Origin of the sequence: Enterobacter sp. SM3, from assembly GCF_009811935.2 — a bacterium.
Lineage (GTDB): Bacteria > Pseudomonadota > Gammaproteobacteria > Enterobacterales > Enterobacteriaceae > Enterobacter > Enterobacter asburiae_D.
On the sequence record NZ_CP099971.1, the window covers coordinates 4,641,235 to 4,666,546 of the forward strand.

Consider the following 25,312-nt stretch of genomic DNA (forward strand, 5'->3'; position numbering starts at 1 on the left):
CCTTTTTTCACACACGCGCACATTTTGCAGCGTGGACTAAATCGTTTTTGAAAGGAAATCTCGATGAACTCGCTTTTGTATGCGCTTATCCAGGCGCTGCGCTGCCACCGCTGGCTACGCCTGCTTGCCTGTGCTTTTATCTTTTCTTCACTGGGGAATGGTCTAACCCAGGTTGTGGTCTTCGGTTTGCTGTTAGCATGGTCAGCCCCGCCCGCTCTGCTCACTCTCGCTTTTCTTTTCGCTACGGTACCCGGATTCATCGGCAGCACGATCGGTGAAAAGCTGTGCTCACGCTGTTCTCCGATCTCCCTGCTGATACTGACCGAGGGACTAGGCCTGCTCGCCCTGCTCTTTCCCCTGCTTGGCGTGGGTTACCACAGCGTTGCCGCATTACTCGCTGTGCAATCCACCGAAGCGCTGCTCAGCGGGATGAGTTGGCCCGCGCTGACATTGCTCTTTAAGCGCGGACTTAGCGAAGCAGAGCTGCCTGCTGCGACCTGTCTGGAAAATGTGATTTTTGCTTCTCAGGTATTATTAGGTACTGGACTCGGCGTGGTGCTGTTCACGCAGACCTCCGTGTTTACCTTGCTTGCTATTGATGCCGCGAGCTTTTTCGGGTCACTGTTACTGCTATGGCTGGCTGGACGTCGGTTTTCTGCGCCATTGCTACCGCTCTCCGGTGAAGAGGAAGCCCCCGCACCACTACGCTGGCAGACGCTGACCGTTCGGCAAAAACGCAGCCTGCTCATTTTACCGGCGCTGGCAGCCGTCGGCTCACCGGCCATGGCACTTCTTCCGGCACTGGCGCAGCAACTCCATCCTCAGGATGCGGCGGGCCTTGCTTTGCCTCTGCTTTTCGCGAGGAGCATGGGACAACTTTGCGGCCCCATGCTGCTAAAAAAAGAGAGCCTGACGCGCTTTGCCGCTCATACGCCGCGAATCATCTTTTGTCTCGGCATCTTCCTGACCGGTTATGGTGTGCTGCCGTTTTTGTCCGGGTGGACGGCATGTGCGCTGGGCATGGTCTTTATCGCACATTTGGCCTCGAATGTTCTCTTCGCAGCGGGCACGTTTGGCGTACTCAGTAGTTTTCATTTCACGCAAACCGCTTCAGCCAGCGGTAAAGCCTGGCGCTGGCAAACTCTCAGCGCCTCGCTTTTCACCGGCATTGCAGCAATGGTGGCAGTTGAGTTTGGCTCTGTGCAGGCGCTCTATACGGTCTCGTCAGCCGCCCTACTGTTGGTCGCCCTGATCATGCGCAGGTATAGGGAATAAGGCATAAAAAAACGCCTGCTATAAAAGCAGGCGTTAAAACAGGTCTGTAAGACAACATATTTGGTGCTTCACTCAACGTTATGTCCATGGTGTCTGATGAGGCCGAAGCGACATCTGTCAGTGGACGATAAGCACCGTAAATGGCTCTGCGTCATTCCTGAGTTTATGAGGCACTAAGGCGAACATAAGAGATGGAATGAGCATCTACACGCATATTATTGCACGTAACGTGCCAGATTTACACGCAGAACTTTTACATGACGCAACATTTTAAGATAAAAGGAAATTATGCTGTTAAGCGCCGTCTTAAGCTCTACAACGTATCGGGAAAAGGCGGGAATATGTCGCCAGGAGGAGACAGCAAAACGCATAACTGGTTTTTTATCTATCTTTCAATGAGTTGTATGTCGCTGGATTGCGACAATGAAAAAGAACGTTGTTGGGGAATGACGACAGGGATGAAGAATCGCAGAAAACAAAAAACCCCGCCGAAGCGGGGTTCAAAATTGGTCGGCGAGAGAGGATTCGAACCTCCGACCCACTGGTCCCAAACCAGTTGCGCTACCAAGCTGCGCTACTCGCCGATGTACTGCTTTTTTGAATTTTTAGTTCAATTCATTTAAAAAGTCGTGGTGCGAGGGGGGGGACTCGAACCCCCACATCCAAAGGACACTAACACCTGAAGCTAGCGCGTCTACCAATTCCGCCACCTTCGCAATTCACAACTCTTTCAAATAATGGGGTGGCTAATGGGATTCGAACCCACGACAACTGGAATCACAATCCAGGGCTCTACCAACTGAGCTATAGCCACCACTGTATTCTTTCACGCGGTACTGACTACTTCTCAGACCACCGCAGCTCCAGCACCGGGTTAATGGTGCGCCCGACAGGATTCGAACCTGAGACCTCTGCCTCCGGAGGGCAGCGCTCTATCCAGCTGAGCTACGGGCGCTTAGCGCCGTTGCGGGGCTGGATATTACGTACCTCCGTCCCCGCTGTCTAGTGCTTTTTTGAAAAAAATGCGCGTTTGGTTATGGTTTGCACATTTTGCCGCTTATTCCTCCACTTTCTGCGTGGTGGCACGGCGACCCAGGCCAAAAAGCTTATATGCAGCCGTTACAGCCGCCAGGAAGATCATCCCGACAAACAGCGACATGCGGGTATCTTCATTAAAGTACATACCGATTAATACGCAAATCAGGAACGCCATCGTCAAATAGTTCGCATAGGGGAACAGAATTGAGCGGAACGGATGGCTTTCAATCGCCTTTTTATGCGCATGACGGAAACGCAGCTGGCTGATGAGGATAACAAACCACGGCACCATGCCCGGCAGTACGCTGGCGCTGTAGACGTAAACGAACACGCGCTGTGGGTTAGGAATGATGTAATTCAGGCAAGAGCCAATCAGCAGGATCGCAATGGAGACCGCAACCCCCGCCACCGGCACCCCGGCACGTGAGACTTTGCTCATCACCGCAGGCAGCTGGTTGTTCTTCGAGAGCGCATAGAGCATACGCCCGCAGCTGTACATCCCACTGTTACAGCCTGACAACGCTGCCGTCAGGACCACAAAGTTGATGATACCCGCCGCCGCCGTGATACCAATTTTGGCGAAGGTTAATACAAACGGGCTACCGGTCGTGCCAATTTCGTTCCACGGGAAGATGGTCACGATGACGAAGATCGCACCCACATAGAAAATCAGGATACGCCACAGCACTTTGCCTACCGCGCTACGCAGCGTGACCTGCGGGTTTTTCGCTTCACCGGCGGTAATACCGATCAGCTCCACGCCCTGATACGAGGCCACAACGATACACAGCGCCGTCAGGAAACCCTTCCAGCCGCCGGCGAAGAAGCCGCCGTTTTCGGTCAGGTTGCCGAAGCCGATAGCGTGTCCACCGTTGCCAAAGCCGAAGAAAATTACACCCAGGCCGACGACAATCATCACGATAATCGTGGTGACTTTGATCATTGCGAACCAGAACTCAATTTCCCCGTAAAGGCGCACGGCAGCCAGGTTTGCCAGCGCCACCAGCCCCACGGCAATGAGTGCGGGTATCCACTGGACCATGTCCGGGAACCAGAACTGGACGTAGACCCCTATCGCGGTGATCTCTGAGATGCCCACCGCCATCCACATAAACCAGTATGACCAGGCCGTCAGGTAGCCGAAGAACGGGCTCATATAACGATGCGCGTAAACGGCGAAGGAGCCGGTTACCGGCTCCAGGAAGAGCATTTCGCCCATGGAACGCATAATGAAGAAAACAAACAGCCCGGCGATAATATACGCCAGTAATACGGAAGGGCCTGCCCATTTGAGCGTACTTGCGGAGCCCATAAACAGGCCCACGCCGATAGTGCCGCCCAGCGCTATCAGTTCAATATGACGAGCTTCCAGCCCACGCTGTAGCTCCGGTTGTTTCTCTGCCATAGATCCTCGATTGTGTTTGCTGTTTCCCGGCTTAATACCGGGTATTGTTTTTTAGGGGTACTAAAATACGGAGCGAATGGTTTCCTAAAATCTGCCAAATGGCAAACGATGCATTAAAAAAATGAATGCATTGCACAGATTATCAGCAGTTTTGCAGGCGAGTTGCAGCGCGAATAGCATATCGCGCTACATTTTGATTACATTTTCCCGGTGTAATGCCAGGCGAGGTAGCGAAGCAGACGGATCTGTCGTTTAATACGCGTCGGCTGTGATAGCAGGCGGTACAGCCACTCCAGCCCCAGATTTTGCCAGACCTTGGGCGCACGCTTAACGTGGCCGGTAAAGACGTCGTACGTGCCGCCGACGCCCATGTAGAGAGCATCCGGACAGACCAGACGGCAGTCACGCATCAGGATCTCCTGGCGCGGGGACCCCATCGCCACGGTGACAATTTTCGCCCCGCTGTCACGAACGCGCTCAAACAGAGCCTGCCGATCTTCCGGTTTGAAGTAACCATCCTGGCTGCCGACGATATTAACATTCCATTGACGACGCAGTTTCTCCTCCGTCTGGGCCAGTATCTCCGGCTTACCGCCAATCAGGAACACGGGTGTGCCCTGGGCACCTGCGCGGGCCATAAGCTGCTCCCAGAGATCGGCCCCCGCCACGCGGGAAACATTAGCATCAGGATACTTTTTACGGATAGAGCGGACCACGCTGATCCCGTCCGCATATTTAAATTCAGCCGCTTCAATCAGGCTTTTTACTTCCGCATTATCCTCAACCGCCAGCATTTTTTCCGCGTTGATGGCCACCAGCGTACCGGATTTCATCTGGCCGTCGGCGAACAGAAAGTCCAGCGCGTGCTGCATGTCGCGCCAGCCAATAAGCTGCAGGCCACGTAGCGCATAGCGCGGTGCAGAAATTTTATCAGTCATTACAATCCTTACTCAGACTTGCGACAGCGTTGTGCTGCCCTGCCGCTCGCGCTTGTGCACAAGCCCTGCGCTGTCAAACAGCCAGTACAGCAGTTTGGCCAGTAACAGGCAGAGGCCGAACACGACCATGAAAAACACCACGCGCGACACGAACGAGTCCAGCCCTTCGCGCGCCAGAACGATCATATTGAAAATGGCACCAAAGCAGAAACTGTGCAAAATGGCGGCTTTATAGCGGTTGGTCTCTACGTTGCCACGCACGTAAAGCCAGTCGAACCACTTGATAATCAGCCCCACGGCAACCGCCCCGGGGAGAATGAACCACGCCCCTCCCATCACCACCAGGGAACCAATCAGCGTTGGCGAGATTGCCAGGCCGGAATGGTTGTTCAGCACTTCCCAGGTAAAGTAATTTGCCGTGTTAAGCACCACGCCAGGCCGGTCCGGCCATAGCCAGGAAGGGATAAAGACGTAGAAGTCGCGAACAATCGGTGCCAGCCCCTGGAAATCAATCTTGTCGTAGTTTTGCAGCAGTAATGCCAGGTTTTCCCACGGCGAGAAGGTATCGCGCGTCAGGTAGAGAAACGTGTAAAACGCCTCATCCCCCGCCACGTTCATCCCGTAGCGCTTCAGCGCCAGCCAGAACATGCCCACAATGCCAAACACCCCTGCCGCAACCAGCATCCACAGCGAGATCCAGCCGCGGATGATGCCGATAAACAGGAAGATAGCGAAGGCGATAATAATGTTCGCGCGCGTACCGCCCACAATCATGTAGGTCAGGATGCCAAACGCGACGGTGCTGACCAGGAAGAACAGCCACGCTTTGCTGTCCTGACGCAGGAAAAAGATCACCAGCATCGCCGGAATGAAGAAGTAGAAGAAACGCTTAAGCGCCACGCCCGAGACTTCTGCCGAAAAAATCTGGCTGTAGGAATGGAGCTTAAACAGCAGGAAGCCGTTATGCATGAAGAAGATACCGACGCTGACCAGGGCGATGGTCATCAGCATCACCCACGTCAGGTGGGTCTCCACCCGATTCATGGTAAACAGCGCCCGACGCGGGGCTGTAGCCTGCGCTGAACGCAGACGCGTTTTATAGGTGACGTAGTAGACCGCATAGAAGCAGGTCGCCGCCAGAAGCGCCTGGAGCAGGATTTCCGGCGGCGCGACGCTCACGTCAAAACGGAAGACCAGTATGCTGGTGAGCGGGAAGCCGAAAAAGAAAGTCAGCAGAAACAGTAACGAGAAGAACACGTTAAAGTTGAAGCGCACCCGGCGGAACTCAAACCAGGTAAGCGTGGCGATAAACAGGGTGCTCAGAAGCCAGACAACCAGTAAGCCGCTGAATTGCAACTGACTCATGCTTTGTCTCCTGAAGCGATACGCAGCGCGCGGTGCCACGGCGTGAGGTAATTCGGGCTGAAAAAATCGATGTTATTTTTATCCACCAGCGTGAGCTGGCGTTGGGCTTCCCGTACCACCTCGACATTCAGCGTGTCAGAGGTAAACAGCACCGGAATATGCTGCTCGGCCATGTCCTGCCAGAACGGGTTGTCGCGGTTGAGCACGCACGGTACACCCGCCTGAATCAGCAGACACAGCGTGCCGATTCCCTGCTGTCGGGCAAAGATGAAATAGCCAAGATCGCATTTTCTCAGCAGCGCAAGATACTCATCAAATTCCAGCTTATCGCTGAGGATGTGCAGATTTTCTGCACTAAACAGCGCAAGTCCCTGCTGGCGAACCTCATTAATATAGGCGTCGTTGTTGGCGGGATAGCCCATCGGCACCACCACGTTCACCGTGTCGCCAAACTGCTGATGCACCGCCCTGAGCGCCGCGACGTGTTCGTTACTGCGATCGCCGGAATTCCCCACCAGGATCGTTAGCTTGCCTTCACGCTCCGCGTCATTCGCCATGGCGTTCAGCGCAGGATCCATGCGGGTTGGGAAATAGAGTAATTCTCCGCGCACGTTCGGGTGCTGTTTAGCAAAATAGTTGAGATCGCCACGGGTGGCAAACACGCAGCCTACGCGCGCCTGCGCCATGCGGCGCAGCGGATAGAAAAGACGGAATTTCCAGCCGCGGGAGACTTCGTAGAGATCGGCTCCCCAGATATGCCAGCTGCACTGGGAGGGTTTAATGCCCCCGCTGAGCAGTGCCAGCCATAGGCCGGTATTGAACTGCCCGTGGAAAAAGAAACGTTGCCTACGATCCGCTTTGGCTTTGGCAACGACCGCCTTCGCCAGCGCGGCCTTATCCGGCCAGAAGCGAACAGTCAGCGCCGGAAATGCCTCGCTCAGGCCCTTATCCTGACCTGCAACCATAAACTCACGCGCATCGGGATTACCTGATGCCAGCTCGTCGTTGAAGAACCGCAAAACGGTCTGGTTATGGTGTGGGATATCCGATCCCAGGATGTGAATCAGTGCAGTCATGCGCGTTTACGCCACAATAAAAATACGCCGCAACAGGCGGCGAAATAAACGATATAGGTTGCCATGTAGGCCTGAGCCGCCCCCAGCGCACCGTGCCCGGGTATCAGCCAGTGTGAAAATGCTGTCAGTAACGCAAACTGGCTAATTTCCGCCAGGATATACAGCCGCAGGGACGCTTTTGCAATCACCAGATAGCCGAAAACGTAAGCACCCACTTTCAGCACATCACCCACCAGCTGCCAGGCAAAGAGATCGCGCATGGCGGTGAACTTCGCCGAGAACAGTAGCCAGATAGCAACATCGCGCAGTAACCAGACGGTAAAGCTGGCCGCCGCGACGGCCGGCAACACAAAGCGCAGCGATCGGAAAATCTCACGGGTAATATCCTGTCTGGACGTCAGACGCGATAAGGTTGGCAGCAGGTAAACGCTAAAGGAAGCCGTAATAAACTGGAGATAGGCGTCGGAAATACTGCTTACGCCCTGCCAGATCCCCACTTCATCCCAGCTATAATGCGCCGCCAGCAGGTTTCGCATCATCACGTAGGCTACCGGCAGCGTGACGGAAGTGATGAGCGCCATCAGGGTAAATTTACCCAGCTGGCTGGCAATCATCGTGTCCCATTGCGGTTTCAGGTAGCTCAGAGGGATAACGCCCCGACGCATCAGCATAAACGCCGCTGGCACAACAACCAGCGCCGGGACCAGCGCCAGCCCCAGCAGTGCGCCTTCATAGCCGCCCAGGCGAAAGCAGAAGTAATAGGCAATCACGCCGATGACGCTGCCCAGGATTAAGGCAAGCGCGTTCCCGGCAGCATCACGAAACCCTTTCATCAGCGCCAGCAGCAGGTTAGCCCAGGCAATGCCCATCTGAACCAACGCGACCAGACGCACCAGCCCCTGGTAATGGGTGTGCCCGAACAACCCCTGGCTGATGGGCGCCGCCGCCAGCAGAAATATCATCGCCATCAGGGTCGAAAAACCCGTGACCATCGCCGAAGAGGTGCCCACCACTCTGCGCAGTTGAGCCGCATCATCGTGATACTGCGCAACGTATTTGGTCACGCCGTTGAAGATACCGGCACCGGCCAGCACCCCAAGGACGGTGACAAGCTGGCGGAAATTACCCGCCAGCCCCACGCCAGAGGGGCCAAATGAGACGGCCAGCAGCTTGACGACCAGCAGCCCGGCGCCAATTTTTACAAGCGTGGACGCGGCGGTCCACACCGATGCTTTTGCCAGAGACATATCAGCCGAAATAACTCAGAAGGGTATTAATCACCGTACGCTGGTTAACAGGCGCGAGGTTGTAGAACAGTGGCAGGCGAAGCAAACGCTCACTTTCTTTCGTGGTGTAACGATCTTCACCCGCGAACGTGCCAAACGCTTCTCCGGCCGGGCTGGAGTGCAGCGGGATATAGTGGAACACCGCCATAATCTCGGCCTCTTTCAGCCAGGCGATGAGCTCGCTGCGGTCGTCGTTATCGCGCAGCTTGATGTAGAACATATGCGCATTGTGGACACAATCTGCCGGGATGGTCGGCAGTTCAATACGCCCGGCTTTGGCCAGAGGCTCAAGCGCATCGTAATACGTTTGCCATAGGGAAAGACGCTGAAGGTTGATACGTTCCGCCGCTTCCAGCTGCGCCCACAGGTACGCCGCCTGCAGATCCGCCATCAGATAGCTGGAGCCGATATCGCGCCAGGTGTATTTGTCTACCTGCCCCCGGAAGAACTGGCTGCGGTTGGTGCCTTTTTCGCGGATCACTTCCGCCCGCTCCACGAGGGCCCGGTCGTTAATCAGCGTCGCCCCACCTTCTCCACCCGCCGTGTAGTTTTTGGTTTCGTGGAAGCTAAAGCAGCCAATGTGGCCGATAGTGCCCAGCGCACGTCCCTTGTAGGTGGACATCACGCCCTGCGCGGCATCTTCCACCACGAACAGATTATGTTTTTTGGCGATGGCCATGATGGTGTCCATTTCACAGGCCACGCCCGCGTAGTGAACCGGCACGATCGCGCGCGTTTTGTCAGTGATCGCCGCTTCAATCAGCGTCTCATCAATGTTCATGGTATCCGGGCGGATATCCACAAAGACGATTTTCGCTCCGCGCAGCACAAAGGCGTTCGCGGTGGAAACGAAGGTATAGCTTGGCATAATCACTTCATCACCGGGCTGGATATCCAGCAGCAGCGCCGCCATTTCCAGCGATGCCGTACAGGACGGGGTCAGCAGCACTTTGGCGCTGCGAAAACGCTGTTCCATCCACTGCTGACAGCGACGGGTAAAACCACCGTCACCACAGAGTTTGCCGCTGCCCATGGCAGACTGCATATAGTCGAGTTCAGTTCCGACAACGGGTGGTGCGTTAAATGGAATCATCTTGTCACCTGTATAACCAGTAGGCGGTGGCGTCGATGTTGGCACCACTCGCAATATAACGTTTAAGCGCGGCGGTGTTGCCCAGTTGGGTCGCAACCCGCAGCGTCACAAGCTGCTGCTGCTGCGCCCAGTGCAGCGCCGCCTGCATGAGTTTCTCACCCATGCCGCGCCCGGCTAATAAGCCAATGCGCGCCTCGCGCTCGTTGAGCTTACGCAGCGAGACGAACCCCTGGATTTGACCGTCCCCTGCACGGAAAACCAGGCAGACGTGGTCAAAGGTGCCTTTGACCGCATTCTCTATCCACTGGGCATAGAAACGCCCGCTATCGTCATGTGCATACCAGGGCGCACGAAAGCGGCTCTGCGCAAACGCCCGGGTCGCCATCTGACGCAGCACGGGGATGTCCCGATCCGTTGCAATTTCCGCGCCGGACGCATCGTGCCGGGTGAGGGTAATGGAAAGATCGACCTCACCTTCAACCAGCTGAAAGCCATGCTGCTGGAGCGCGTCAAGCAGATCGGCACGCTCCGCAGGGATCTTCGCCTGCACCCGTTGCCAGGCGATAAAATCTGATTCAGCCAGCACCGGCGCGTCATCGCGCAGACGCACGATGGCCGACGGCAGGCCGAAAAAGGCACTCTCCCACTGCAGGGACTCGAGCACCCCATTCAGGCTGTTCAACGCCAGACACCTTTGGTATCCACAATATACTGCTGACGAACGGCATCGCCGGACGTCGCTTTAAACTCTTTATGATCCACCAGCAGCACCAGCACGTCCGCCGTCGCCAGCGCGTCGTCCAGCGCCGTCAGCGTACAGTGCCCCGCCAGTTTTGCCGGTAATTCATGAATATTCGGCTCAACCACCAGCGTTTCACCCTTGTGCCATTCGGCAATCATCTCGGCAATTTCCATCGCCGGGCTTTCACGCAGATCGTCAATATTGGGTTTAAATGCCAGGCCAAAGCAGGCAATTTTCAGCTCGCTGGCGCGCTTGCCGCTCTCTGCCAGGCAATCCGCTACCGTCGCTTTAACCTGATTGAGCACCCAGTGAGGCTTGCTGTCATTCACTTCACGCGCGGTACGAATCAGACGCGCCTGCGCCGGATTCTGCGCCACGATAAACCACGGATCGACGGCGATACAGTGTCCGCCCACGCCCGGGCCTGGCTGGAGAATGTTTACACGCGGATGGCGATTTGCCAGGCTAATCAGCTCCCAGACGTTAATCCCCTGATCGGCGCAGAGCAGCGACAGTTCGTTCGCAAAGGCGATATTGACGTCGCGGAAGCTGTTTTCCGTCAGCTTGCACATCTCGGCGGTGCGGGAGTTGGTCACCACACACTCGCCTTCGAGGAAAATCTTGTACAGCGCGCTGGCACGTTCGGAACAGACCGGCGTCATACCGCCAATGACGCGGTCGTTTTTAATCAGTTCGACCATAACCTGGCCCGGCAGCACGCGCTCTGGACAGTAGGCGATGTTGATATCTGCCTGCTCACCTGCCTGCTGCGGGAAGCTTAAATCAGGGCGAGCGTCGGCCAGCCACTGTGCCATCTGCTCGGTAGCACCGACCGGAGAGGTCGATTCCAGGATCACCAGCGCCCCTTTCTTCAGCACAGGTGCTATGGATTTTGCCGCCGCCTCGACGAACGCCATGTCGGGCTCGTGGTCGCCTTTAAACGGGGTAGGGACGGCAATCAGGTAGGCATCCGCTTCAACAGGGGTCGTGCTGGCACGCAGGAAGCCCCCCTCTACCGCCTCTTTCACCACGCGGTCAAGGTCGGGCTCTACAATATGAATTTCGCCACGGTTAATGGTTTCCACCGCGCGTGCGTTGATATCCACACCGACAACCTGTTTTTGACGAGAGGCAAACGCCGCCGCGGTGGGCAAGCCAATGTAGCCAAGACCAATGACAGAGATGGTTTTAAAACTCATAGCGATACCCGATTGTGTTTAAGTGCATGCAAAATACGACCACAAGCCTGCCCGTCTCCATACGGATTGTGGGCCCGGCTCATCGCCTGATACGCTTCATCGTCGTGCAGCAGGCGCGTGACCTCTTCGACGATCAGCTGTGCGTTGGTGCCGACCAGACGCACCGTACCGGCTTTGACGGCTTCCGGACGTTCGGTCGTTTCACGCATCACCAGCACCGGTTTGCCCAGGGATGGCGCTTCTTCCTGAATGCCGCCGGAATCGGTGAGGATAAGCCAGGCATGGTTCATCAACCAGACAAACGGCATGTAGTCCTGCGGTTCGATCAGAAGGACGTTTTCGACGTGGCCCAGGATCCGGTTAACCGGCTCGCTGACGTTAGGATTGAGATGGACCGGATAGACAATTTGCACATCGTCGTTCTGCGCGGCGATTTCAGCCAGCGCATGGCAGATTTGCTCAAAACCCCGGCCAAAGCTTTCGCGTCGGTGGCCAGTGACCAGAATGGTTTTTTTGCCGTTGTGAAGGAACGGATAGCGGGCAGCGAGCTCTTTCTGAAGATCGCTATTTGCCAGGACGCGATCGCGTACCCAAATTAACGCGTCAATGACCGTATTGCCGGTCACAAAGATTTTGTTATCGGCGATATTTTCACGCAGCAGGTTCTGACGCGAGTTTTCCGTTGGCGCAAAGTGGTACATCGCCAGATGACCCGTTAACGTGCGGTTGGCCTCTTCCGGCCACGGCGAATAGAGATTGCCGGTACGCAGACCCGCCTCAACATGGCCGACGGGAATTCGCTGGTAAAACGCGGCCAGGCTTGTCGCCACGGTAGTGGTGGTGTCACCGTGTACCAGCACCACGTCAGGTTTGAATGACTCCAGGATCGGCTTAAGCTCTTGCAGAATGCGACAAGTTATCTCCGTTAGCCCTTGCCCCGGTTTCATAATATTAAGGTCGTAATCCGGGACGATAGAGAAGAGCGTTAAAACCTGATCGAGCATCTCACGGTGTTGAGCCGTGACGCAGACTTTCGCTTCAATATCAGGATCGCTGGCCAGCGCATGAACCAGAGGTGCCATCTTAATGGCCTCCGGCCTGGTGCCAAATACGGTAAGTACTTTCACATCGATTCTCTTCGATTAGGCGATGAAGGCCGCAGCCTTCATCGTAGACGGCGTTCTTAGTTTTTGCGACGACGCGTTAACGCCACGCCAGCGCCCGTCAGTGCGCCTACAATCCCCCACATAATCATCAGGAATGCACGACGCGGACTATCGCGTTTTACAGGTTCTTCAGGCGTTCGCAAATAACGATAGGTCTGAAAACGCGGGTCCAGGGATGGACCGACATTAAGCGTATTGAGCATCGCGCGATTTTGATCGTAATCGAGGTCAAAATCAGGCCCAACGGCCTTCAGGTTTTCCAGACGCGCCTGCAGCATAGGGCGACCAAGAAGGAACATTTCAGAGTCAGGCAGTTCATCAGCCGGCACGTCCGTCTCAGTACGGGAAATATTGTGCTGTTCCGCAATTTTCAGCGCCTGCTCAATGTTATGCACGCGGCGACCGAAAATGGTATTCGCCACCTCTTCCTGACGTTTCACCTGCGCCTTCATCTGGATGGTACGAGCCGCCCAGGCACCTTTAAGCTCTTCGTTAAGATGGCTTGCGGCGCGCTGGCTGGCAAACGCGACGTACTGCCGCAACAGGTTGTTGGCATCCGGCGCGGTTTCTGCAATCAGCTTGACGCTGTCGTTCACGTTACGCAGCGCGTCGCCCGGCATGAACTGAATATTGTTAATCAGATCGTCCAGCAGGGCTGCATCGGCTTTGGTGTTATCAACCCGGCGCTGCTTGTAGTAATCCGTCTGGGACCAGAAGTCGCGGCGGGTATCCCACGAAGCCAGCTGCATCACAAACTCTTTATAGGCTTCATCCATAACGGAAGCCTGGTCTGGCGTTGCAAGACTGGCTTTGATGTCCAGGTTTCGCAGGAATTGCTGCTGGGAATAGTATCCCCCGAGCATGTTAACCGTTGGTTTGTCTGTGATTGCCGTGGCGCTCCACTCTTGTTTTGCAAAGAACGTATAGGCCAGCGCTAACAGTGCAAACCCCAGCGCGATCCCCGCAATCCAAAGTTTGCCTGCCCATAACACGCGAAACAAACCCCGAATATCCAGTTCATTCTCAGTTACCACTGATTTCGCTCCCGCCAACGGTTGAGTCATCATAGTCCCGGTTTTACTTAGTTAATGTTGTATTTTTGCCACTGTTACGACGCATCCTGCGTTTAAGACGTTTAATAAATCGCGCTACTTTCCATGCGCGCTTAATGCAGTAGCCGTACAGGAAAAATGCCAGCAAGAATAATGCCAACATAACCCATTCAGGAATAATATGAGAATATTCTGCAGCCACACCAATCGCGGCCAAAATAGCGGCGGCAAGCGTAATCAGCACAAATGCCTGACGAGAAGTAAAACCCGCGCGCATAATGAGATGATGAATGTGTTGGCGGTCGGGAGAGAAAGGACTCATCCCCTTGCGCAGGCGGCGGTACATAATCGCCACCATATCCATTAATGGGATGGCAATAATCCACAGCGCTGTTACGGGACTTATCGGATGGGTTTGACCCTGTGTGGTTTCGAGCAGGATCCAGATAACCGTAAAACCAATCAGCGTACTGCCCGCGTCTCCCATAAAGACTTTATAGCGACGGCCCAGCACACCGAGGTTCAAGAGGATATAAGGCAGAATGGCGGCAATCATGGCGAAACACCACATTGCCAGACTGTACTGGCCATCAAACCATAAAATAATGCCGATAGCGGCGAACGAAACGGATGACAACCCACCGAGCAGGCCGTCAATGCCATCCACCATGTTGAAAGCATTGATTGCCGCCCAGACGGCAAAGAGGGTCAGGAAGAAGCCAAATGGGCCCAGAACTAATTCCCAAGGGCCGAACACATAGCCGAGACTTCGCAGATACAGTCCGCCCACAACCATCATCACCACGCCAATGCCCGCCTGAACGGTGGCGCGTATTTTCACCGCGATATCGAACCGGTCATCAAGGGCCCCGATTAACACCAGGACACCGGCGCAGGCAATGTAGAGGGCGGCATGAGGGATATAATAGTCGGCAATACCAAACGTAAAGCAAATTCCTGCGTAAACAGAAATGCCGCCGACTAAAGGAATAAGTCCCTGATGGCGTTTACGAAAATTAGGCTTATCCACCAACCCTATTCGTTTTGCCACCTTGCGCGCAATGAACAAAAAACAGGTTGTGAATAAAAAAATACTGATCAGTTCAGTAACGGCGGTGAATAGATTCACAATGGATTGCTCTCAACAAATGTTAGTCCCGGAAGTATAACCATGAAGCCACAGCCTCAGAAGTAATAAAGATGGCTTCTTACAACTCCCTTTGTATATTTTTCAATCAATTATTTCTTTAGCTGCACAAACGGCCCTATTGTCGCACCGACCGGTCAAAAATGGGAGTAGATGGTACTAGCGTATAGTCCATAAAAGAAAAACGCCACGTAAAAACGTGGCGTTTGCTGGCTTTATTTGCGTTACGAGCGTTTCATCATGTCGAAGAAATCGTCGTTAGTTTTGGTCATCGCCAGTTTGTTAATGAGGAACTCCATCGCGTCAATTTCACCCATTGGATGGATGATTTTGCGCAGGATCCACATTTTCTGCAGCTCTTCCTGCGTGGTGAGTAGCTCTTCTTTACGGGTACCGGAACGGTTGTAGTCGATAGCCGGGAAGACGCGTTTTTCAGCGATTTTACGAGAGAGGTGCAGTTCCATGTTACCTGTACCTTTAAATTCTTCGTAAATTACTTCGTCCATTTTTGAACCGGTATCGATCAGCGCCGTCGCGATGATGGTCAGGCTGCCGCCCTCTTCCACGTTACGTGCGGCACCGAAGAAGCGTTTCGGACGATGCAGGGCGTTAGCATCCACACCACCGGTCAGCACTTTACCGGACGCTGGAACCACGGTGTTGTACGCACGCGCCAGACGGGTGATGGAGTCGAGCAGGATGATCACGTCTTTCTTGTGCTCAACCAGGCGTTTCGCCTTCTCGATAACCATTTCCGCAACCTGAACGTGGCGAGAAGCTGGCTCGTCGAAGGTAGAAGCAACCACTTCACCTTTAACCAGACGCTGCATCTCGGTCACTTCTTCCGGACGTTCGTCAATCAGCAGCACCATCAGCACGCAGTCTGGGTGGTTGTAGGCGATGCTCTGCGCGATGTTCTGCAGCAGCATGGTTTTACCCGCTTTCGGCGGTGCCACAATCAGACCACGCTGGCCACGACCAATTGGTGATGCCAGATCCAGAACACGCGCGGTTAAGTCTTCGGTAGAACCGTTACCACGCTCCATGCGCAGGCGAGAGTTCGCGTGCAGCGGCGTTAAGTTCTCAAAGAGGATCTTATTACGCGAGTTTTCCGGTTTGTCGTAGTTAACTTCGTTAACTTTCAACAGCGCAAAGTAGCGTTCACCCTCTTTAGGAGGACGAATCTTACCTGAAATGGTGTCACCAGTGCGGAGGTTGAAACGGCGGATTTGGCTAGGGGATACGTAGATGTCGTCAGGGCCGGCGAGGTAGGAGCTGTCTGCAGAGCGGAGGAAACCAAATCCGTCTTGCAATATCTCCAGCACACCGTCGCCAAAGATATCTTCGCCACTCTTAGCGTGCTGCTTCAGGATGGCGAAAATGATGTCCTGCTTGCGCATACGAGCCTGGTTTTCCAGCCCCATATTTTCGCCGAGAGTGATCAGCTCAGAAACCGGCGTATTCTTTAATTCGGTAAGATTCATAATGGTGTGGGTTCTTAAACTCGGGGTGATTCTCGAACTTAATGTTGTGAATGGTATGGCAGGGTCATCCATGCCTGTTTAGCGGCCATCAACTCATGTCTGTTCGCTGTCTGGTCACAGGGAAAGAACGCAGAACTGAAACGACAAGACGGATTGAGTGACAAGCCCGGAATTTAGCCACTTCACGCACTGTTCATGTTAACAACGGGAAGTATCGGGTAAAACAAGATTCAAACAACAAGATATGTTTAAAACGAAGTCATAGCTAACTTAGCACGACTTAAGCCGGGCGTCCAGAGTTCCACATCATTTAGCCGGGAGCTCTGAACGCACAGCGGAGAAACCTTACGCCAGGTTAGCGTCCAGGAACTCTTTCAGTTGACCTTTGGACAGCGCGCCCACTTTGGTCGCCGCCACTTCGCCGTTTTTGAACAGCAGCAGGGTCGGAATGCCACGGATACCGTATTTTGGTGCGGTGCCCGGGTTCTGGTCGATGTTCAGCTTGGCAACGGTCAGTTTGCCCTGATATTCGTCGGCGATCTCATCCAGAATCGGGGCGATCATTTTGCAAGGACCACACCATTCAGCCCAGAAATCGACGAGGATCAGCCCGTCAGCCTTAAGTACGTCCGTGTCAAAACTGTCGTCAGTCAGGTGAATAATTTTATCGCTCATATATAACTCCACAGGAATAAGCCTGGTACGTTGGTTTTGTCTCCACCAACGACGTGTTGATGTCGCATTAACCAACTAAAGGTTGACTTTATTTCACCGGATACGCTTTCGTAAAGCAATAGTAAGCTGATATTCTACCACACTATGAGCAAAACACATTTAACAGAACAGAAGTTTTCCGACTTCGCGCTGCACCCGAAGGTGATTGAAGCCCTTGAAAATAAAGGGTTTCATAACTGCACGCCCATTCAGGCCCTCGCGCTGCCGCTGACGCTGGCCGGTCGCGATGTTGCCGGGCAGGCGCAAACCGGTACCGGCAAAACGATGGCGTTTTTAACGTCAACGTTTCATTATTTACTTTCTCACCCAGCGATTGCAGACCGCAAAGTTAACCAGCCGCGCGCGCTAATTATGGCCCCGACGCGAGAACTGGCGGTACAGATCCACGCAGACGCTGAACCCCTGGCGCAGTCTACCGGCCTGAAACTTGGCCTGGCCTATGGCGGCGACGGCTACGATAAACAGCTGAAAGTGCTGGAAAGCGGTGTGGATATCCTGATCGGTACCACCGGTCGTCTTATCGACTACGCTAAACAGAACCACATTAACCTCGGCGCAATCCAGGTTGTGGTGCTCGATGAAGCTGACCGCATGTACGATCTGGGCTTCATTAAAGACATCCGCTGGCTGTTCCGCCGTATGCCTCCGGCCAATCAGCGTCTGAATATGCTGTTCTCTGCAACCCTCTCCTACCGCGTTCGCGAACTGGCGTTCGAACAGATGAACAACGCCGAATATGTAGAAGTGGAACCTGAGCAGAAAACGGGTCACCGCATTAAAGAAGAGCTCTTCTATCCTTCCAATGAAGAGAAAATGCGTCTGCTGCAAACGCTGATCGAAGAAGAGTGGCCAGATCGCGCCATTATCTTCGCGAACACCAAGCACCGCTGTGAAGACATCTGGGGCCATCTGGCTGCAGACGGTCACCGTGTTGGTCTGCTGACCGGCGACGTGGCGCAGAAAAAACGCCTGCGTATTCTTGAAGAATTTACCCGTGGCGATCTCGATATTCTGGTCGCAACCGACGTTGCTGCTCGTGGTCTGCACATTCCGGCCGTGACGCACGTCTTTAACTACGATCTGCCAGACGACTGCGAAGACTACGTACACCGTATCGGTCGTACCGGTCGTGCGGGCGCAAGCGGTCACTCGATTAGCCTTGCGTGTGAAGAGTATGCGCTGAATCTTCCAGCCATTGAGACTTATATCGGTCACTCTATTCCGCAGAGCAAATACAATCCGGAAGCGCTGTTAAGCGAACTGCCGCCGCCTAAGCGTCTAACCCGCCCACGCTCCGGCAATGGTCCGCGTCGTTCAGGCGGCGCACCGCGTAATCGTCGTCGTTCAGGTTAAAAAATATGCTCAGCTCCACCTCGCTTTATGCGGCAATTGATCTCGGTTCGAATAGTTTTCATATGCTGGTTGTGCGCGAGGTGGCGGGAAGCATACAAACGCTGACGCGCATCAAGCGCAAGGTCCGCCTCGCGGCGGGCCTGAGCAGTGACAATCACCTCTCACCTGAAGCCATGGAACGTGGCTGGCAGTGTCTGCGACTCTTTGCCGAGCGTCTGCAGGATATCCCGCATGCCCAAATCACCGTGGTCGCCACTGCGACACTCCGCCTGGCGGTTAACGCCGTGGATTTTATTGCCAGAGCGCAGGAAATTCTCGGTTGTCCGGTTCAGGTTATCAGCGGTGAAGAAGAAGCTCGCCTGATTTATCAGGGTGTTGCACACACCACGGGGGGGGACGATCGTCGCCTGGTAGTGGATATTGGCGGTGCCAGTACCGAGCTTGTGACCGGCACCGGCGCTCAGGCAACGTCGCTGTTCAGCCTGTCGATGGGCTGCGTGACCTGGCTTGAGCGCTACTTTACCGATCGGAACCTGGGGAAAGAGAACTTCGACGAGGCAGAAAACGCCGCGCGCGAAGTGTTACGCCCGGTGATGGACGAGCTGCGCTATCACGGCTGGAAAGTCTGCGTGGGTGCCTCGGGTACCGTGCAGGCTCTGCAGGAAATCATGATGGCGCAGGGAATGGACGAGCGGATTACGCTTGCCAAACTTCAGCAGTTGAAACAGCGCGCTATTCAGTGCGGACGCCTGGAAGAGCTGGAAATTGAAGGCCTGACGCTGGAACGCGCGCTGGTCTTCCCGAGCGGGCTGGCCATTCTTATCGCCATTTTCACCGAGTTGAACATCCAGTGTATGACCCTGGCCGGCGGCGCGCTGCGCGAAGGACTGGTCTACGGGATGTTGCATCTGTCGGTCGATCAGGATATCCGCAGCCGTACCCTGCGTAACGTGCAGCGTCGTTTTCTGGTTGATATCGATCAGGCAGGACGCGTATCGCAGCTGGCGTCACGCTTCGCCGATCGGGTCGCTAACGTCTGGGATCTTGATCATCTGAGCCGGGATTTATTGCTGAGCGCCTGCGCGCTCCATGAAGTCGGGCTGAGCATTGATTTTAAGCAGGCACCGTCTCATGCAGCGTATCTGGTGCGAAACCTTGATTTACCGGGCTATACACCCGCGCAGAAAAAATTGCTGGCAACGCTGCTGCTGAACCAGACCAATGCCGTCGATCTCTCCTCTTTGCATCAGCAAAACGCCGTACCGCCGCGCGTGGCCGAGCATATGTGCCGCCTGCTGCGTCTGGCGATCCTGTTTGCCAGCCGCCGCCGCGATGATTTGCTGCCCGCCATTAATCTGGTGGCCGATGACGAGAAGCTTTCGCTGACGCTCCCGGAGAACTGGATTGATCGTCACCCGTTAGGTGCAGAGATGATCGAGCAGGAGTGCCAGTGGCAGAGCTATGTGCACTGGGTGTTGGAAGTAAAATAAGAGAGTGAAAAATGCCGGGTGGCGCTGCGCTTACCCGGCCTACAAGCCCTTCGGACTTATCCTTTCTCTTTGGCTTTTGCCAGCATGGCGCGGATGTTTGCCACGTTGGCCTGCCCCTTGTGCATCCGCTCTTCTGCGGTAATCACTTTGCGCTCCTGTTCCCAGATCACGTCATCCTGCGGCAGTTCCAGCAGGAAACGACTCGGCTCCGGGCGAACCAGTTCACCATACTGGCGGCGCTCTTTACACAGCGTGAACGTCAGCTCTTTCTGCGCGCGGGTGATCCCCACGTAGGCCAGACGGCGTTCCTCGTCGACGTTGTCTTCATCAATGCTGCTCTGGTGCGGCAACAATCCCTCTTCCATGCCGACCAGATACACATACGGGAACTCCAGCCCTTTGGACGCATGCAGCGTCATCAGCTGAACCTGATCGGCCTCTTCCTCGCTCTCGCCGCGCTCCATCATGTCGCGCAGGGTAAAGCGGGTGACCACCTGCGTCAGGGTCATTGGCTCGTCGATTTCAGATCCTTCCAGCATTTCGGTCATCCAGCTGAAGAGCTGGTTAACGTTTTTCATGCGCATCTCAGCCGCTTTCGGGCTGGCTGAGGTTTCATACAGCCAGGACTCATAGTCGATGCCGTGAATGAGATCGCGCACTGCCGCCACCGGCTCGCGCTCCGCGAGACGCTGCACTTCGCCGAGCCACTGGGTGAAGCGGGTTAACGAGTCATACCCGCGTCCGGTTAACGTCTGGCTTAGCCCCATGTCGAAGCTGGCGGTAAACATACTTTTGTTGCGGGTCATCGCCCACTCGCCGAGCTTTTGCAGCGTCGCCGGGCCAATCTCGCGTTTTGGCGTATTCACGATGCGCAGAAACGCGCTGTCATCATCCGGGTTAGTGAGCACGCGCAGATAGGCCAGCAGATCTTTGATTTCTGGTCGTGAGAAGAACGACGTGCCACCCGAGATTTTGTACGGAATGCGGTTCTGCATCAGCATCTTTTCAAAGACGCGCGACTGGTGATTGCCGCGATAGAGGATCGCGTAATCCTTATATTCGGTTTTGTTGACGAAGTGGTGCGCGATGAGTTCGCCCGTCACGCGCTCCGCTTCATGATCCTCATTGTTGGCGCTGAGCACTTTCAGCTCCGTGCCATAGCCCAGTTCGGAGAAGAGACGCTTCTCAAATACGTGCGGGTTATTGGCAATCAGGATGTTTGCTGCCTTCAGGATACGCCCGGAGGAGCGGTAGTTTTGCTCCAGCTTAATCACCTGCAGGGCGGGGAAATCTTTGCTCAGCAGCACCAGGTTTTGCGGGCGCGCACCGCGCCAGGAGTAAATCGACTGGTCGTCGTCGCCTACCACGGTGAAACGCGCGCGCTGCCCCACCAGCAGCTTCACCAGCTCGTACTGGCTGGTGTTGGTGTCCTGATATTCATCCACCAGCAGGTAGCGGATTTTATTCTGCCAGCGCTCGCGCACTTCTTCATTGCGCTGCAGCAGCAGCGTGGGCAGCAGGATCAGGTCGTCAAAGTCCAGCACGTTGCACGCTTTCATATGCGCATCGTACAGACCGTAGCAGTGGGCGAAGATCCGATCCCGTTCACCTTTGGCGATCGCCGCGGCCTGGGCTGGCGTCATCAGATCGTTTTTCCAGTTCGAGATCGTCGAGATCAGCTGCTGCAACAGCACTTTATCATCTTCGATCAGCCCCTCGGTGAGCTCTTTGAGCAGCGCCACCTGATCGGTATCATCAAAGAGCGAGAAGTTGGACTTCATTCCCAGCGCCGCATACTCGCGTTTGATGATATCCAGCCCCAGCGTGTGGAAGGTGGAGATCATCAGGCCGCGCGCCTCTTTACGGCCCAGCGTCTGACCGACACGCTCTTTCATCTCGCGCGCCGCTTTATTGGTAAAGGTGACCGCCGCAATGTGTCGCGCCTGATACCCGCAGTTGTGGATCAGATGGGCGATTTTGTTGGTGATCACGCGGGTTTTACCCGAACCGGCCCCTGCCAGCACCAGGCATGGTCCAGTAACGAATTCGACCGCTTGTTGTTGTCCAGGGTTTAAACGCATGGGAGTGTTGCTCAATCTTCGAACGGGGTGTGGATTGTAGCAGAAAGCCGGGCGCAGATTTACCGGCTAATGATAAAGTGGAGAAATCGCGTTTAACCCGTAGAGCAGAACCATGAAAAAGACCGCAGCAGCCCTGCATATTCTGGTAAAAGAAGAGAAACTGGCCCAGGAGATCCTGACCAAGCTGGAGCACGGCATCAGCTTTGATCATCTGGCGAAGCGTTACTCTAAATGCCCTTCCGGGCGCAATGGCGGGGATCTCGGCGAGTTTCAACAAGGTGCGATGGTCGGCCCGTTCGATCAGGCGGTCTTTAGCTGCCCACTTCTGAAGCCCTACGGCCCGGTAAAAACCAAATTTGGCTACCATATCATTAAGGTGCTTTATCGCCGCTGACGCGTGGTATATTGCGCCCCGATTTATTTCAACCTATTCAAGGCACGATCATGGCAAAAACAGCAGCAGCAGTGCACATCCTCGTTAAAGAAGAGAAACTGGCTTTAGATCTTCTGGAGCAGATTAAAAACGGTGCCGACTTCGGCAAGCTGGCTAAGAAGCACTCCATCTGCCCGTCAGGCAAACGCGGCGGCGATCTGGGTGAGTTCCGCCAGGGTCAGATGGTTCCGGCGTTCGATAAAGTGGTGTTCTCCTGCCCAGTGCTGGAGCCAACCGGCCCGCTGCATACCCAGTTCGGGTATCACATTATTAAGGTTCTGTATCGCAATTAAAAAAGCCGGGTGGCGGCTACGCCTTACCCGGCCTACATCGTGCGGTTTTGTAGGTCGGGTAAGCGAAGCGCCACCCGACAAGGTTGTTAACCCGCTACCGCGATACGCTTCATATCGGTCATGTAGCCACGCAGTTTGTGGCCCACTTTCTCGATCTGGTGGCTGCGAATCGCTTCGTTCACATCGCGCAGCTGTGCGTTATCCACGGCACCTTCCGCAATCGCTTTGCCCAGATCGCCCGTCTGCAGGGTGGTCATAAACTCTTTCAGCAGCGGTACGCAGGCGTAAGAGAACAGGTAGTTACCGTATTCTGCGGTATCAGAGATCACCACGTTCATTTCGTACAGACGCTTACGGGCGATGGTGTTCGCAATCAGCGGCAGCTCGTGCAGAGATTCGTAGTACGCAGACTCTTCGATGATGCCGGAATCCACCATGGTTTCGAACGCCAGCTCAACGCCTGCTTTCACCATCGCGATCATCAGTACGCCTTTATCGAAGTACTCCTGCTCGCCGATTTTACCTTCATACTGTGGTGCGGTTTCGAACGCGGTTTTACCGGTCTCTTCACGCCAGGTCAGCAGGTTTTTATCGTCGTTTGCCCAGTCCGCCATCATGCCGGAAGAGAATTCGCCGGAGATGATGTCGTCCATGTGTTTCTGGAACAGCGGTGCCATGATGGTTTTCAGCTGTTCAGACAGCGCGTAAGCACGCAGTTTTGCCGGGTTGGACAGACGGTCCATCATCAGCGTAATACCGCCCTGCTTCAGCGCTTCGGTGATGGTTTCCCAGCCGAACTGAATCAGTTTTTCCGCGTAGGCCGGGTCAGTACCTTCTTCCACCAGCTTGTCGAAGCACAGCAGAGAACCGGCCTGCAGCATACCGCACAGAATAGTTTGCTCGCCCATCAGGTCAGATTTCACTTCGGCAACGAAGGACGATTCCAGAACGCCCGCACGGTGGCCGCCGGTCGCCGCTGCCCATGCTTTGGCAATCGCCATACCTTCGCCTTTTGGATCGTTTTCCGGGTGAACTGCGATAAGCGTCGGCACGCCGAAGCCACGTTTGTACTCTTCGCGCACTTCCGTACCCGGACACTTCGGTGCCACCATCACTACGGTGATGTCTTTACGGATCTGCTCACCCACTTCAACGATGTTGAAGCCGTGGGAGTAACCCAGCGCGGCGCCGTCTTTCATCAGCGGCTGTACGGAACGCACAACATCAGAGTGCTGCTTGTCCGGGGTCAGGTTAACCACCAGATCCGCCTGCGGGATCAGCTCTTCGTAGGTACCCACTTTGAAGCCGTTTTCGGTCGCTTTGCGCCAGGAAGCACGCTTCTCAGCAATCGCTTCTTTACGCAGGGCGTAGGAGATATCCAGACCGGAGTCACGCATGTTCAGGCCCTGGTTCAGACCCTGTGCACCACAGCCGACGATGACCACTTTTTTACCCTGAAGGTAGCTCGCGCCATCGGCAAATTCGTCGCGCGCCATGAAGCGGCATTTGCCCAGCTGCGCCAGCTGCTGGCGCAAGTTCAGTGTATTAAAGTAGTTAGCCATGGGTGATACCTCGTGATGTTGTGTGTCTTATTGTTCGGTTCGCGTTTCAGCGAGAATGTACCCACATTACAACAGGAAATTTATTGCGGAAATTGATATATTCACAACATCACGTTGCAATTTTTGCAATATAAAAAGAGGGAGTGGAATCGGTGGATTTACGCGATCTGAAAATGTTCCTGCACCTGGCGGAAAGCCGCCATTTTGGCCGCAGCGCCCGGGCGATGCACGTTAGCCCCTCCACGCTTTCACGCCAGATCCAGCGCCTTGAGGAAGACCTCGGCCAGCCGCTGTTCGTGCGCGACAACCGCACCGTCACCCTCACGGAAGCAGGTGAAGAACTGCGCATTTTTGCTCAGCAGACGCTGTTGCAGTACCAGCAGCTGCGGCATTCGATTGACCAGCAGGGGCCGTCACTTTCCGGCGAGCTGCATATTTTCTGCTCCGTGACCGCCGCCTATAGCCATCTGCCGCCCATTCTGGACCGCTTCCGCGCGGCGCATCCGTCGGTTGAAATTAAGCTCACGACCGGCGACGCATCCGACGCAATGGAAAAAGTGGTGACGGGTGAAGCAGATCTCGCCATTGCCGGGAAACCTGAAACCCTGCCGGGCGCGGTGGCATTCTCCATGCTGGAGAATCTGGCGGTTGTACTGATTGCCCCGGCGCTGCCCTGCCCGGTGCGTAATCAGGTATCGGTGGAAAAACCGGACTGGTCCACGGTGCCGTTTATCATGGCCGATCAGGGACCGGTGCGCCGCCGCATTGAGCTGTGGTTCCGCCGTCAGAAGATCAGCAACCCGTCGATTTACGCCACGGTCAGCGGCCATGAGGCGATGGTGTCGATGGTAGCGCTGGGCTGCGGCGTGGCGCTGCTGCCGGAAGTGGTGCTGGAGAACAGCCCGGAACCGGTGCGCAATCGCGTGATGATTCTGGAGCGCAGCGACGAGAAGACGCCGTTTGAGCTTGGCGTGTGCGCACAAAAAAAGCGGCTGCATGAGCCGCTTATTGATGCGTTCTGGAATATTCTGCCCAACCACTAGCCGGATGGCGGCGCGAGCGCCTTATCCGGCCTACGGCTCGAAAGAACGTAGGCCTG

Annotated in this window: 21 protein-coding genes and 4 tRNA genes; 6 read left to right on the top strand and 19 right to left on the bottom strand. The window is 55.1% G+C overall.

Annotated elements, in window-relative coordinates:
- The first annotated feature begins 63 nt into the window (after nucleotides 1-63).
- Entirely contained in the window at nucleotides 64-1,275 is a 1,212-nt protein-coding gene (locus GVO84_RS21820) for an MFS transporter (protein ID WP_159515115.1), read from the top strand.
- Between the two features lie 507 nt (nucleotides 1,276-1,782).
- Here the strand turns inward: GVO84_RS21820 and GVO84_RS21825 are convergent.
- The 17 genes from GVO84_RS21825 to trxA form a co-directional block, all read right to left on the bottom strand.
- Nucleotides 1,783-1,859 (bottom strand) — tRNA-Pro (locus tag GVO84_RS21825).
- A 46-nt stretch (nucleotides 1,860-1,905) separates the two neighbouring features.
- Nucleotides 1,906-1,991: transfer RNA gene (locus GVO84_RS21830), tRNA-Leu, on the bottom strand.
- Nucleotides 1,992-2,013: 22 nt separating this feature from the next.
- Nucleotides 2,014-2,089 (bottom strand) — tRNA-His (locus GVO84_RS21835).
- A 64-nt stretch (nucleotides 2,090-2,153) separates the two neighbouring features.
- A tRNA-Arg gene (locus GVO84_RS21840) sits at nucleotides 2,154-2,230 on the bottom strand.
- 102 nt (nucleotides 2,231-2,332) lie between these two features.
- Nucleotides 2,333-3,718, bottom strand: coding sequence for a bifunctional threonine/serine APC transporter ThrP (gene thrP, locus GVO84_RS21845; protein ID WP_159515116.1), 1,386 nt, complete (start codon nucleotides 3,716-3,718; stop codon nucleotides 2,333-2,335).
- Between the two features lie 197 nt (nucleotides 3,719-3,915).
- Complete coding sequence (gene wecG / locus GVO84_RS21850) at nucleotides 3,916-4,656, bottom strand: lipopolysaccharide N-acetylmannosaminouronosyltransferase (protein WP_029739560.1); 741 nt, start codon at nucleotides 4,654-4,656, stop codon at nucleotides 3,916-3,918.
- Nucleotides 4,657-4,668: 12 nt separating this feature from the next.
- Nucleotides 4,669-6,021, bottom strand: coding sequence for an ECA oligosaccharide polymerase (gene wzyE, locus GVO84_RS21855; protein ID WP_159515117.1), 1,353 nt, complete (start codon nucleotides 6,019-6,021; stop codon nucleotides 4,669-4,671).
- On the bottom strand, nucleotides 6,018-7,097 hold the full coding sequence (locus GVO84_RS21860) for a TDP-N-acetylfucosamine:lipid II N-acetylfucosaminyltransferase (RefSeq protein ID WP_159515118.1): 1,080 nt from the start codon (nucleotides 7,095-7,097) through the stop codon (nucleotides 6,018-6,020). Before GVO84_RS21860 ends, wzyE begins: the two co-directional genes overlap by 4 nt.
- Entirely contained in the window at nucleotides 7,094-8,344 is a 1,251-nt protein-coding gene (gene wzxE, locus GVO84_RS21865; protein ID WP_159515119.1) for a lipid III flippase WzxE, read from the bottom strand. The genes GVO84_RS21860 and wzxE overlap by 4 nt, the downstream gene beginning before the upstream one ends.
- Nucleotide 8,345: 1 nt before the next feature.
- Nucleotides 8,346-9,476 carry a dTDP-4-amino-4,6-dideoxygalactose transaminase gene (rffA, locus tag GVO84_RS21870; protein WP_023309640.1) on the bottom strand — a complete coding sequence of 377 codons (1,131 nt, stop codon included), beginning with the start codon at nucleotides 9,474-9,476 and terminating at the stop codon, nucleotides 8,346-8,348.
- Nucleotides 9,477-9,480: 4 nt separating this feature from the next.
- Nucleotides 9,481-10,158 carry a dTDP-4-amino-4,6-dideoxy-D-galactose acyltransferase gene (gene rffC / locus GVO84_RS21875; protein ID WP_159515120.1) on the bottom strand — a complete coding sequence of 226 codons (678 nt, stop codon included), beginning with the start codon at nucleotides 10,156-10,158 and terminating at the stop codon, nucleotides 9,481-9,483.
- Nucleotides 10,155-11,417: a UDP-N-acetyl-D-mannosamine dehydrogenase gene (gene wecC / locus GVO84_RS21880; RefSeq protein ID WP_159515121.1), complete on the bottom strand. Its 1,263-nt coding sequence runs from the start codon at nucleotides 11,415-11,417 to the stop codon at nucleotides 10,155-10,157. Before wecC ends, rffC begins: the two co-directional genes overlap by 4 nt.
- Nucleotides 11,414-12,544, bottom strand: a complete 1,131-nt coding sequence (gene wecB / locus GVO84_RS21885) for a non-hydrolyzing UDP-N-acetylglucosamine 2-epimerase (RefSeq protein ID WP_121423335.1) — start codon at nucleotides 12,542-12,544, stop codon at nucleotides 11,414-11,416. Before wecB ends, wecC begins: the two co-directional genes overlap by 4 nt.
- Nucleotides 12,545-12,600: 56 nt before the next feature.
- Nucleotides 12,601-13,647: an ECA polysaccharide chain length modulation protein gene (gene wzzE, locus GVO84_RS21890; protein ID WP_047652205.1), complete on the bottom strand. Its 1,047-nt coding sequence runs from the start codon at nucleotides 13,645-13,647 to the stop codon at nucleotides 12,601-12,603.
- Nucleotides 13,648-13,660: 13 nt separating this feature from the next.
- Complete coding sequence (wecA, locus tag GVO84_RS21895) at nucleotides 13,661-14,764, bottom strand: UDP-N-acetylglucosamine--undecaprenyl-phosphate N-acetylglucosaminephosphotransferase (protein ID WP_121423336.1); 1,104 nt, start codon at nucleotides 14,762-14,764, stop codon at nucleotides 13,661-13,663.
- A 242-nt stretch (nucleotides 14,765-15,006) separates the two neighbouring features.
- Entirely contained in the window at nucleotides 15,007-16,266 is a 1,260-nt protein-coding gene (rho, locus tag GVO84_RS21900; RefSeq protein WP_001054528.1) for a transcription termination factor Rho, read from the bottom strand.
- Nucleotides 16,267-16,611: 345 nt separating this feature from the next.
- The gene (gene trxA / locus GVO84_RS21905; RefSeq protein ID WP_006179218.1) at nucleotides 16,612-16,941 is read right to left on the bottom strand and encodes a thioredoxin TrxA; all 330 of its coding nucleotides are present in this window, start codon (nucleotides 16,939-16,941) and stop codon (nucleotides 16,612-16,614) included.
- A 144-nt stretch (nucleotides 16,942-17,085) separates the two neighbouring features.
- Here trxA and rhlB point away from each other — a divergent pair, with 144 nt between their 5' ends.
- On the top strand, nucleotides 17,086-18,354 hold the full coding sequence (gene rhlB / locus GVO84_RS21910) for an ATP-dependent RNA helicase RhlB (protein ID WP_023309646.1): 1,269 nt from the start codon (nucleotides 17,086-17,088) through the stop codon (nucleotides 18,352-18,354).
- Between the two features lie 5 nt (nucleotides 18,355-18,359).
- Entirely contained in the window at nucleotides 18,360-19,844 is a 1,485-nt protein-coding gene (gppA, locus tag GVO84_RS21915) for a guanosine-5'-triphosphate,3'-diphosphate diphosphatase (RefSeq protein WP_121423337.1), read from the top strand.
- A gap of 56 nt (nucleotides 19,845-19,900) precedes the next feature.
- Here gppA and rep read toward each other — a convergent pair whose 3' ends face one another.
- Entirely contained in the window at nucleotides 19,901-21,925 is a 2,025-nt protein-coding gene (gene rep / locus GVO84_RS21920; protein ID WP_159515122.1) for a DNA helicase Rep, read from the bottom strand.
- A gap of 112 nt (nucleotides 21,926-22,037) precedes the next feature.
- Between rep and ppiC (GVO84_RS21925) the strand changes: the two genes are divergently transcribed.
- Together ppiC (GVO84_RS21925) and ppiC (GVO84_RS21930) are read left to right on the top strand one after the other, a co-directional pair.
- Nucleotides 22,038-22,319, top strand: coding sequence for a peptidylprolyl isomerase PpiC (gene ppiC / locus GVO84_RS21925; protein WP_159515123.1), 282 nt, complete (start codon nucleotides 22,038-22,040; stop codon nucleotides 22,317-22,319).
- A 50-nt stretch (nucleotides 22,320-22,369) separates the two neighbouring features.
- Nucleotides 22,370-22,651 carry a peptidylprolyl isomerase PpiC gene (ppiC, locus tag GVO84_RS21930; RefSeq protein ID WP_003017999.1) on the top strand — a complete coding sequence of 94 codons (282 nt, stop codon included), beginning with the start codon at nucleotides 22,370-22,372 and terminating at the stop codon, nucleotides 22,649-22,651.
- An 86-nt stretch (nucleotides 22,652-22,737) separates the two neighbouring features.
- Here ppiC (GVO84_RS21930) and ilvC read toward each other — a convergent pair whose 3' ends face one another.
- Nucleotides 22,738-24,213: a ketol-acid reductoisomerase gene (ilvC, locus tag GVO84_RS21935; RefSeq protein WP_023333828.1), complete on the bottom strand. Its 1,476-nt coding sequence runs from the start codon at nucleotides 24,211-24,213 to the stop codon at nucleotides 22,738-22,740.
- Between the two features lie 152 nt (nucleotides 24,214-24,365).
- On the opposite strand from ilvC, the gene ilvY reads away from it, so the two are divergent.
- Entirely contained in the window at nucleotides 24,366-25,256 is an 891-nt protein-coding gene (gene ilvY, locus GVO84_RS21940) for an HTH-type transcriptional activator IlvY (RefSeq protein WP_063145041.1), read from the top strand.
- The last annotated feature ends 56 nt before the right edge of the window (nucleotides 25,257-25,312 follow it).

What these genes read in the sequence shown, in the direction of transcription:
- GVO84_RS21820 (WP_159515115.1), top strand. Translation starts at nt 64, where the DNA reads ATGAACTCGCTTTTGTATGCGCTTATCCAGGCGCTGCGCTGCCACCGC.
- thrP (WP_159515116.1), bottom strand. Translation starts at nt 3,718, where the DNA reads ATGGCAGAGAAACAACCGGAGCTACAGCGTGGGCTGGAAGCTCGTCAT.
- wecG (WP_029739560.1), bottom strand. Translation starts at nt 4,656, where the DNA reads ATGACTGATAAAATTTCTGCACCGCGCTATGCGCTACGTGGCCTGCAG.
- wzyE (WP_159515117.1), bottom strand. Translation starts at nt 6,021, where the DNA reads ATGAGTCAGTTGCAATTCAGCGGCTTACTGGTTGTCTGGCTTCTGAGC.
- GVO84_RS21860 (WP_159515118.1), bottom strand. Translation starts at nt 7,097, where the DNA reads ATGACTGCACTGATTCACATCCTGGGATCGGATATCCCACACCATAAC.
- wzxE (WP_159515119.1), bottom strand. Translation starts at nt 8,344, where the DNA reads ATGTCTCTGGCAAAAGCATCGGTGTGGACCGCCGCGTCCACGCTTGTA.
- rffA (WP_023309640.1), bottom strand. Translation starts at nt 9,476, where the DNA reads ATGATTCCATTTAACGCACCACCCGTTGTCGGAACTGAACTCGACTAT.
- wecC (WP_159515121.1), bottom strand. Translation starts at nt 11,417, where the DNA reads ATGAGTTTTAAAACCATCTCTGTCATTGGTCTTGGCTACATTGGCTTG.
- wzzE (WP_047652205.1), bottom strand. Translation starts at nt 13,647, where the DNA reads ATGACTCAACCGTTGGCGGGAGCGAAATCAGTGGTAACTGAGAATGAA.
- rho (WP_001054528.1), bottom strand. Translation starts at nt 16,266, where the DNA reads ATGAATCTTACCGAATTAAAGAATACGCCGGTTTCTGAGCTGATCACT.
- trxA (WP_006179218.1), bottom strand. Translation starts at nt 16,941, where the DNA reads ATGAGCGATAAAATTATTCACCTGACTGACGACAGTTTTGACACGGAC.
- rhlB (WP_023309646.1), top strand. Translation starts at nt 17,086, where the DNA reads ATGAGCAAAACACATTTAACAGAACAGAAGTTTTCCGACTTCGCGCTG.
- gppA (WP_121423337.1), top strand. Translation starts at nt 18,360, where the DNA reads ATGCTCAGCTCCACCTCGCTTTATGCGGCAATTGATCTCGGTTCGAAT.
- rep (WP_159515122.1), bottom strand. Translation starts at nt 21,925, where the DNA reads ATGCGTTTAAACCCTGGACAACAACAAGCGGTCGAATTCGTTACTGGA.
- ppiC (WP_159515123.1), top strand. Translation starts at nt 22,038, where the DNA reads ATGAAAAAGACCGCAGCAGCCCTGCATATTCTGGTAAAAGAAGAGAAA.
- ppiC (WP_003017999.1), top strand. Translation starts at nt 22,370, where the DNA reads ATGGCAAAAACAGCAGCAGCAGTGCACATCCTCGTTAAAGAAGAGAAA.
- ilvC (WP_023333828.1), bottom strand. Translation starts at nt 24,213, where the DNA reads ATGGCTAACTACTTTAATACACTGAACTTGCGCCAGCAGCTGGCGCAG.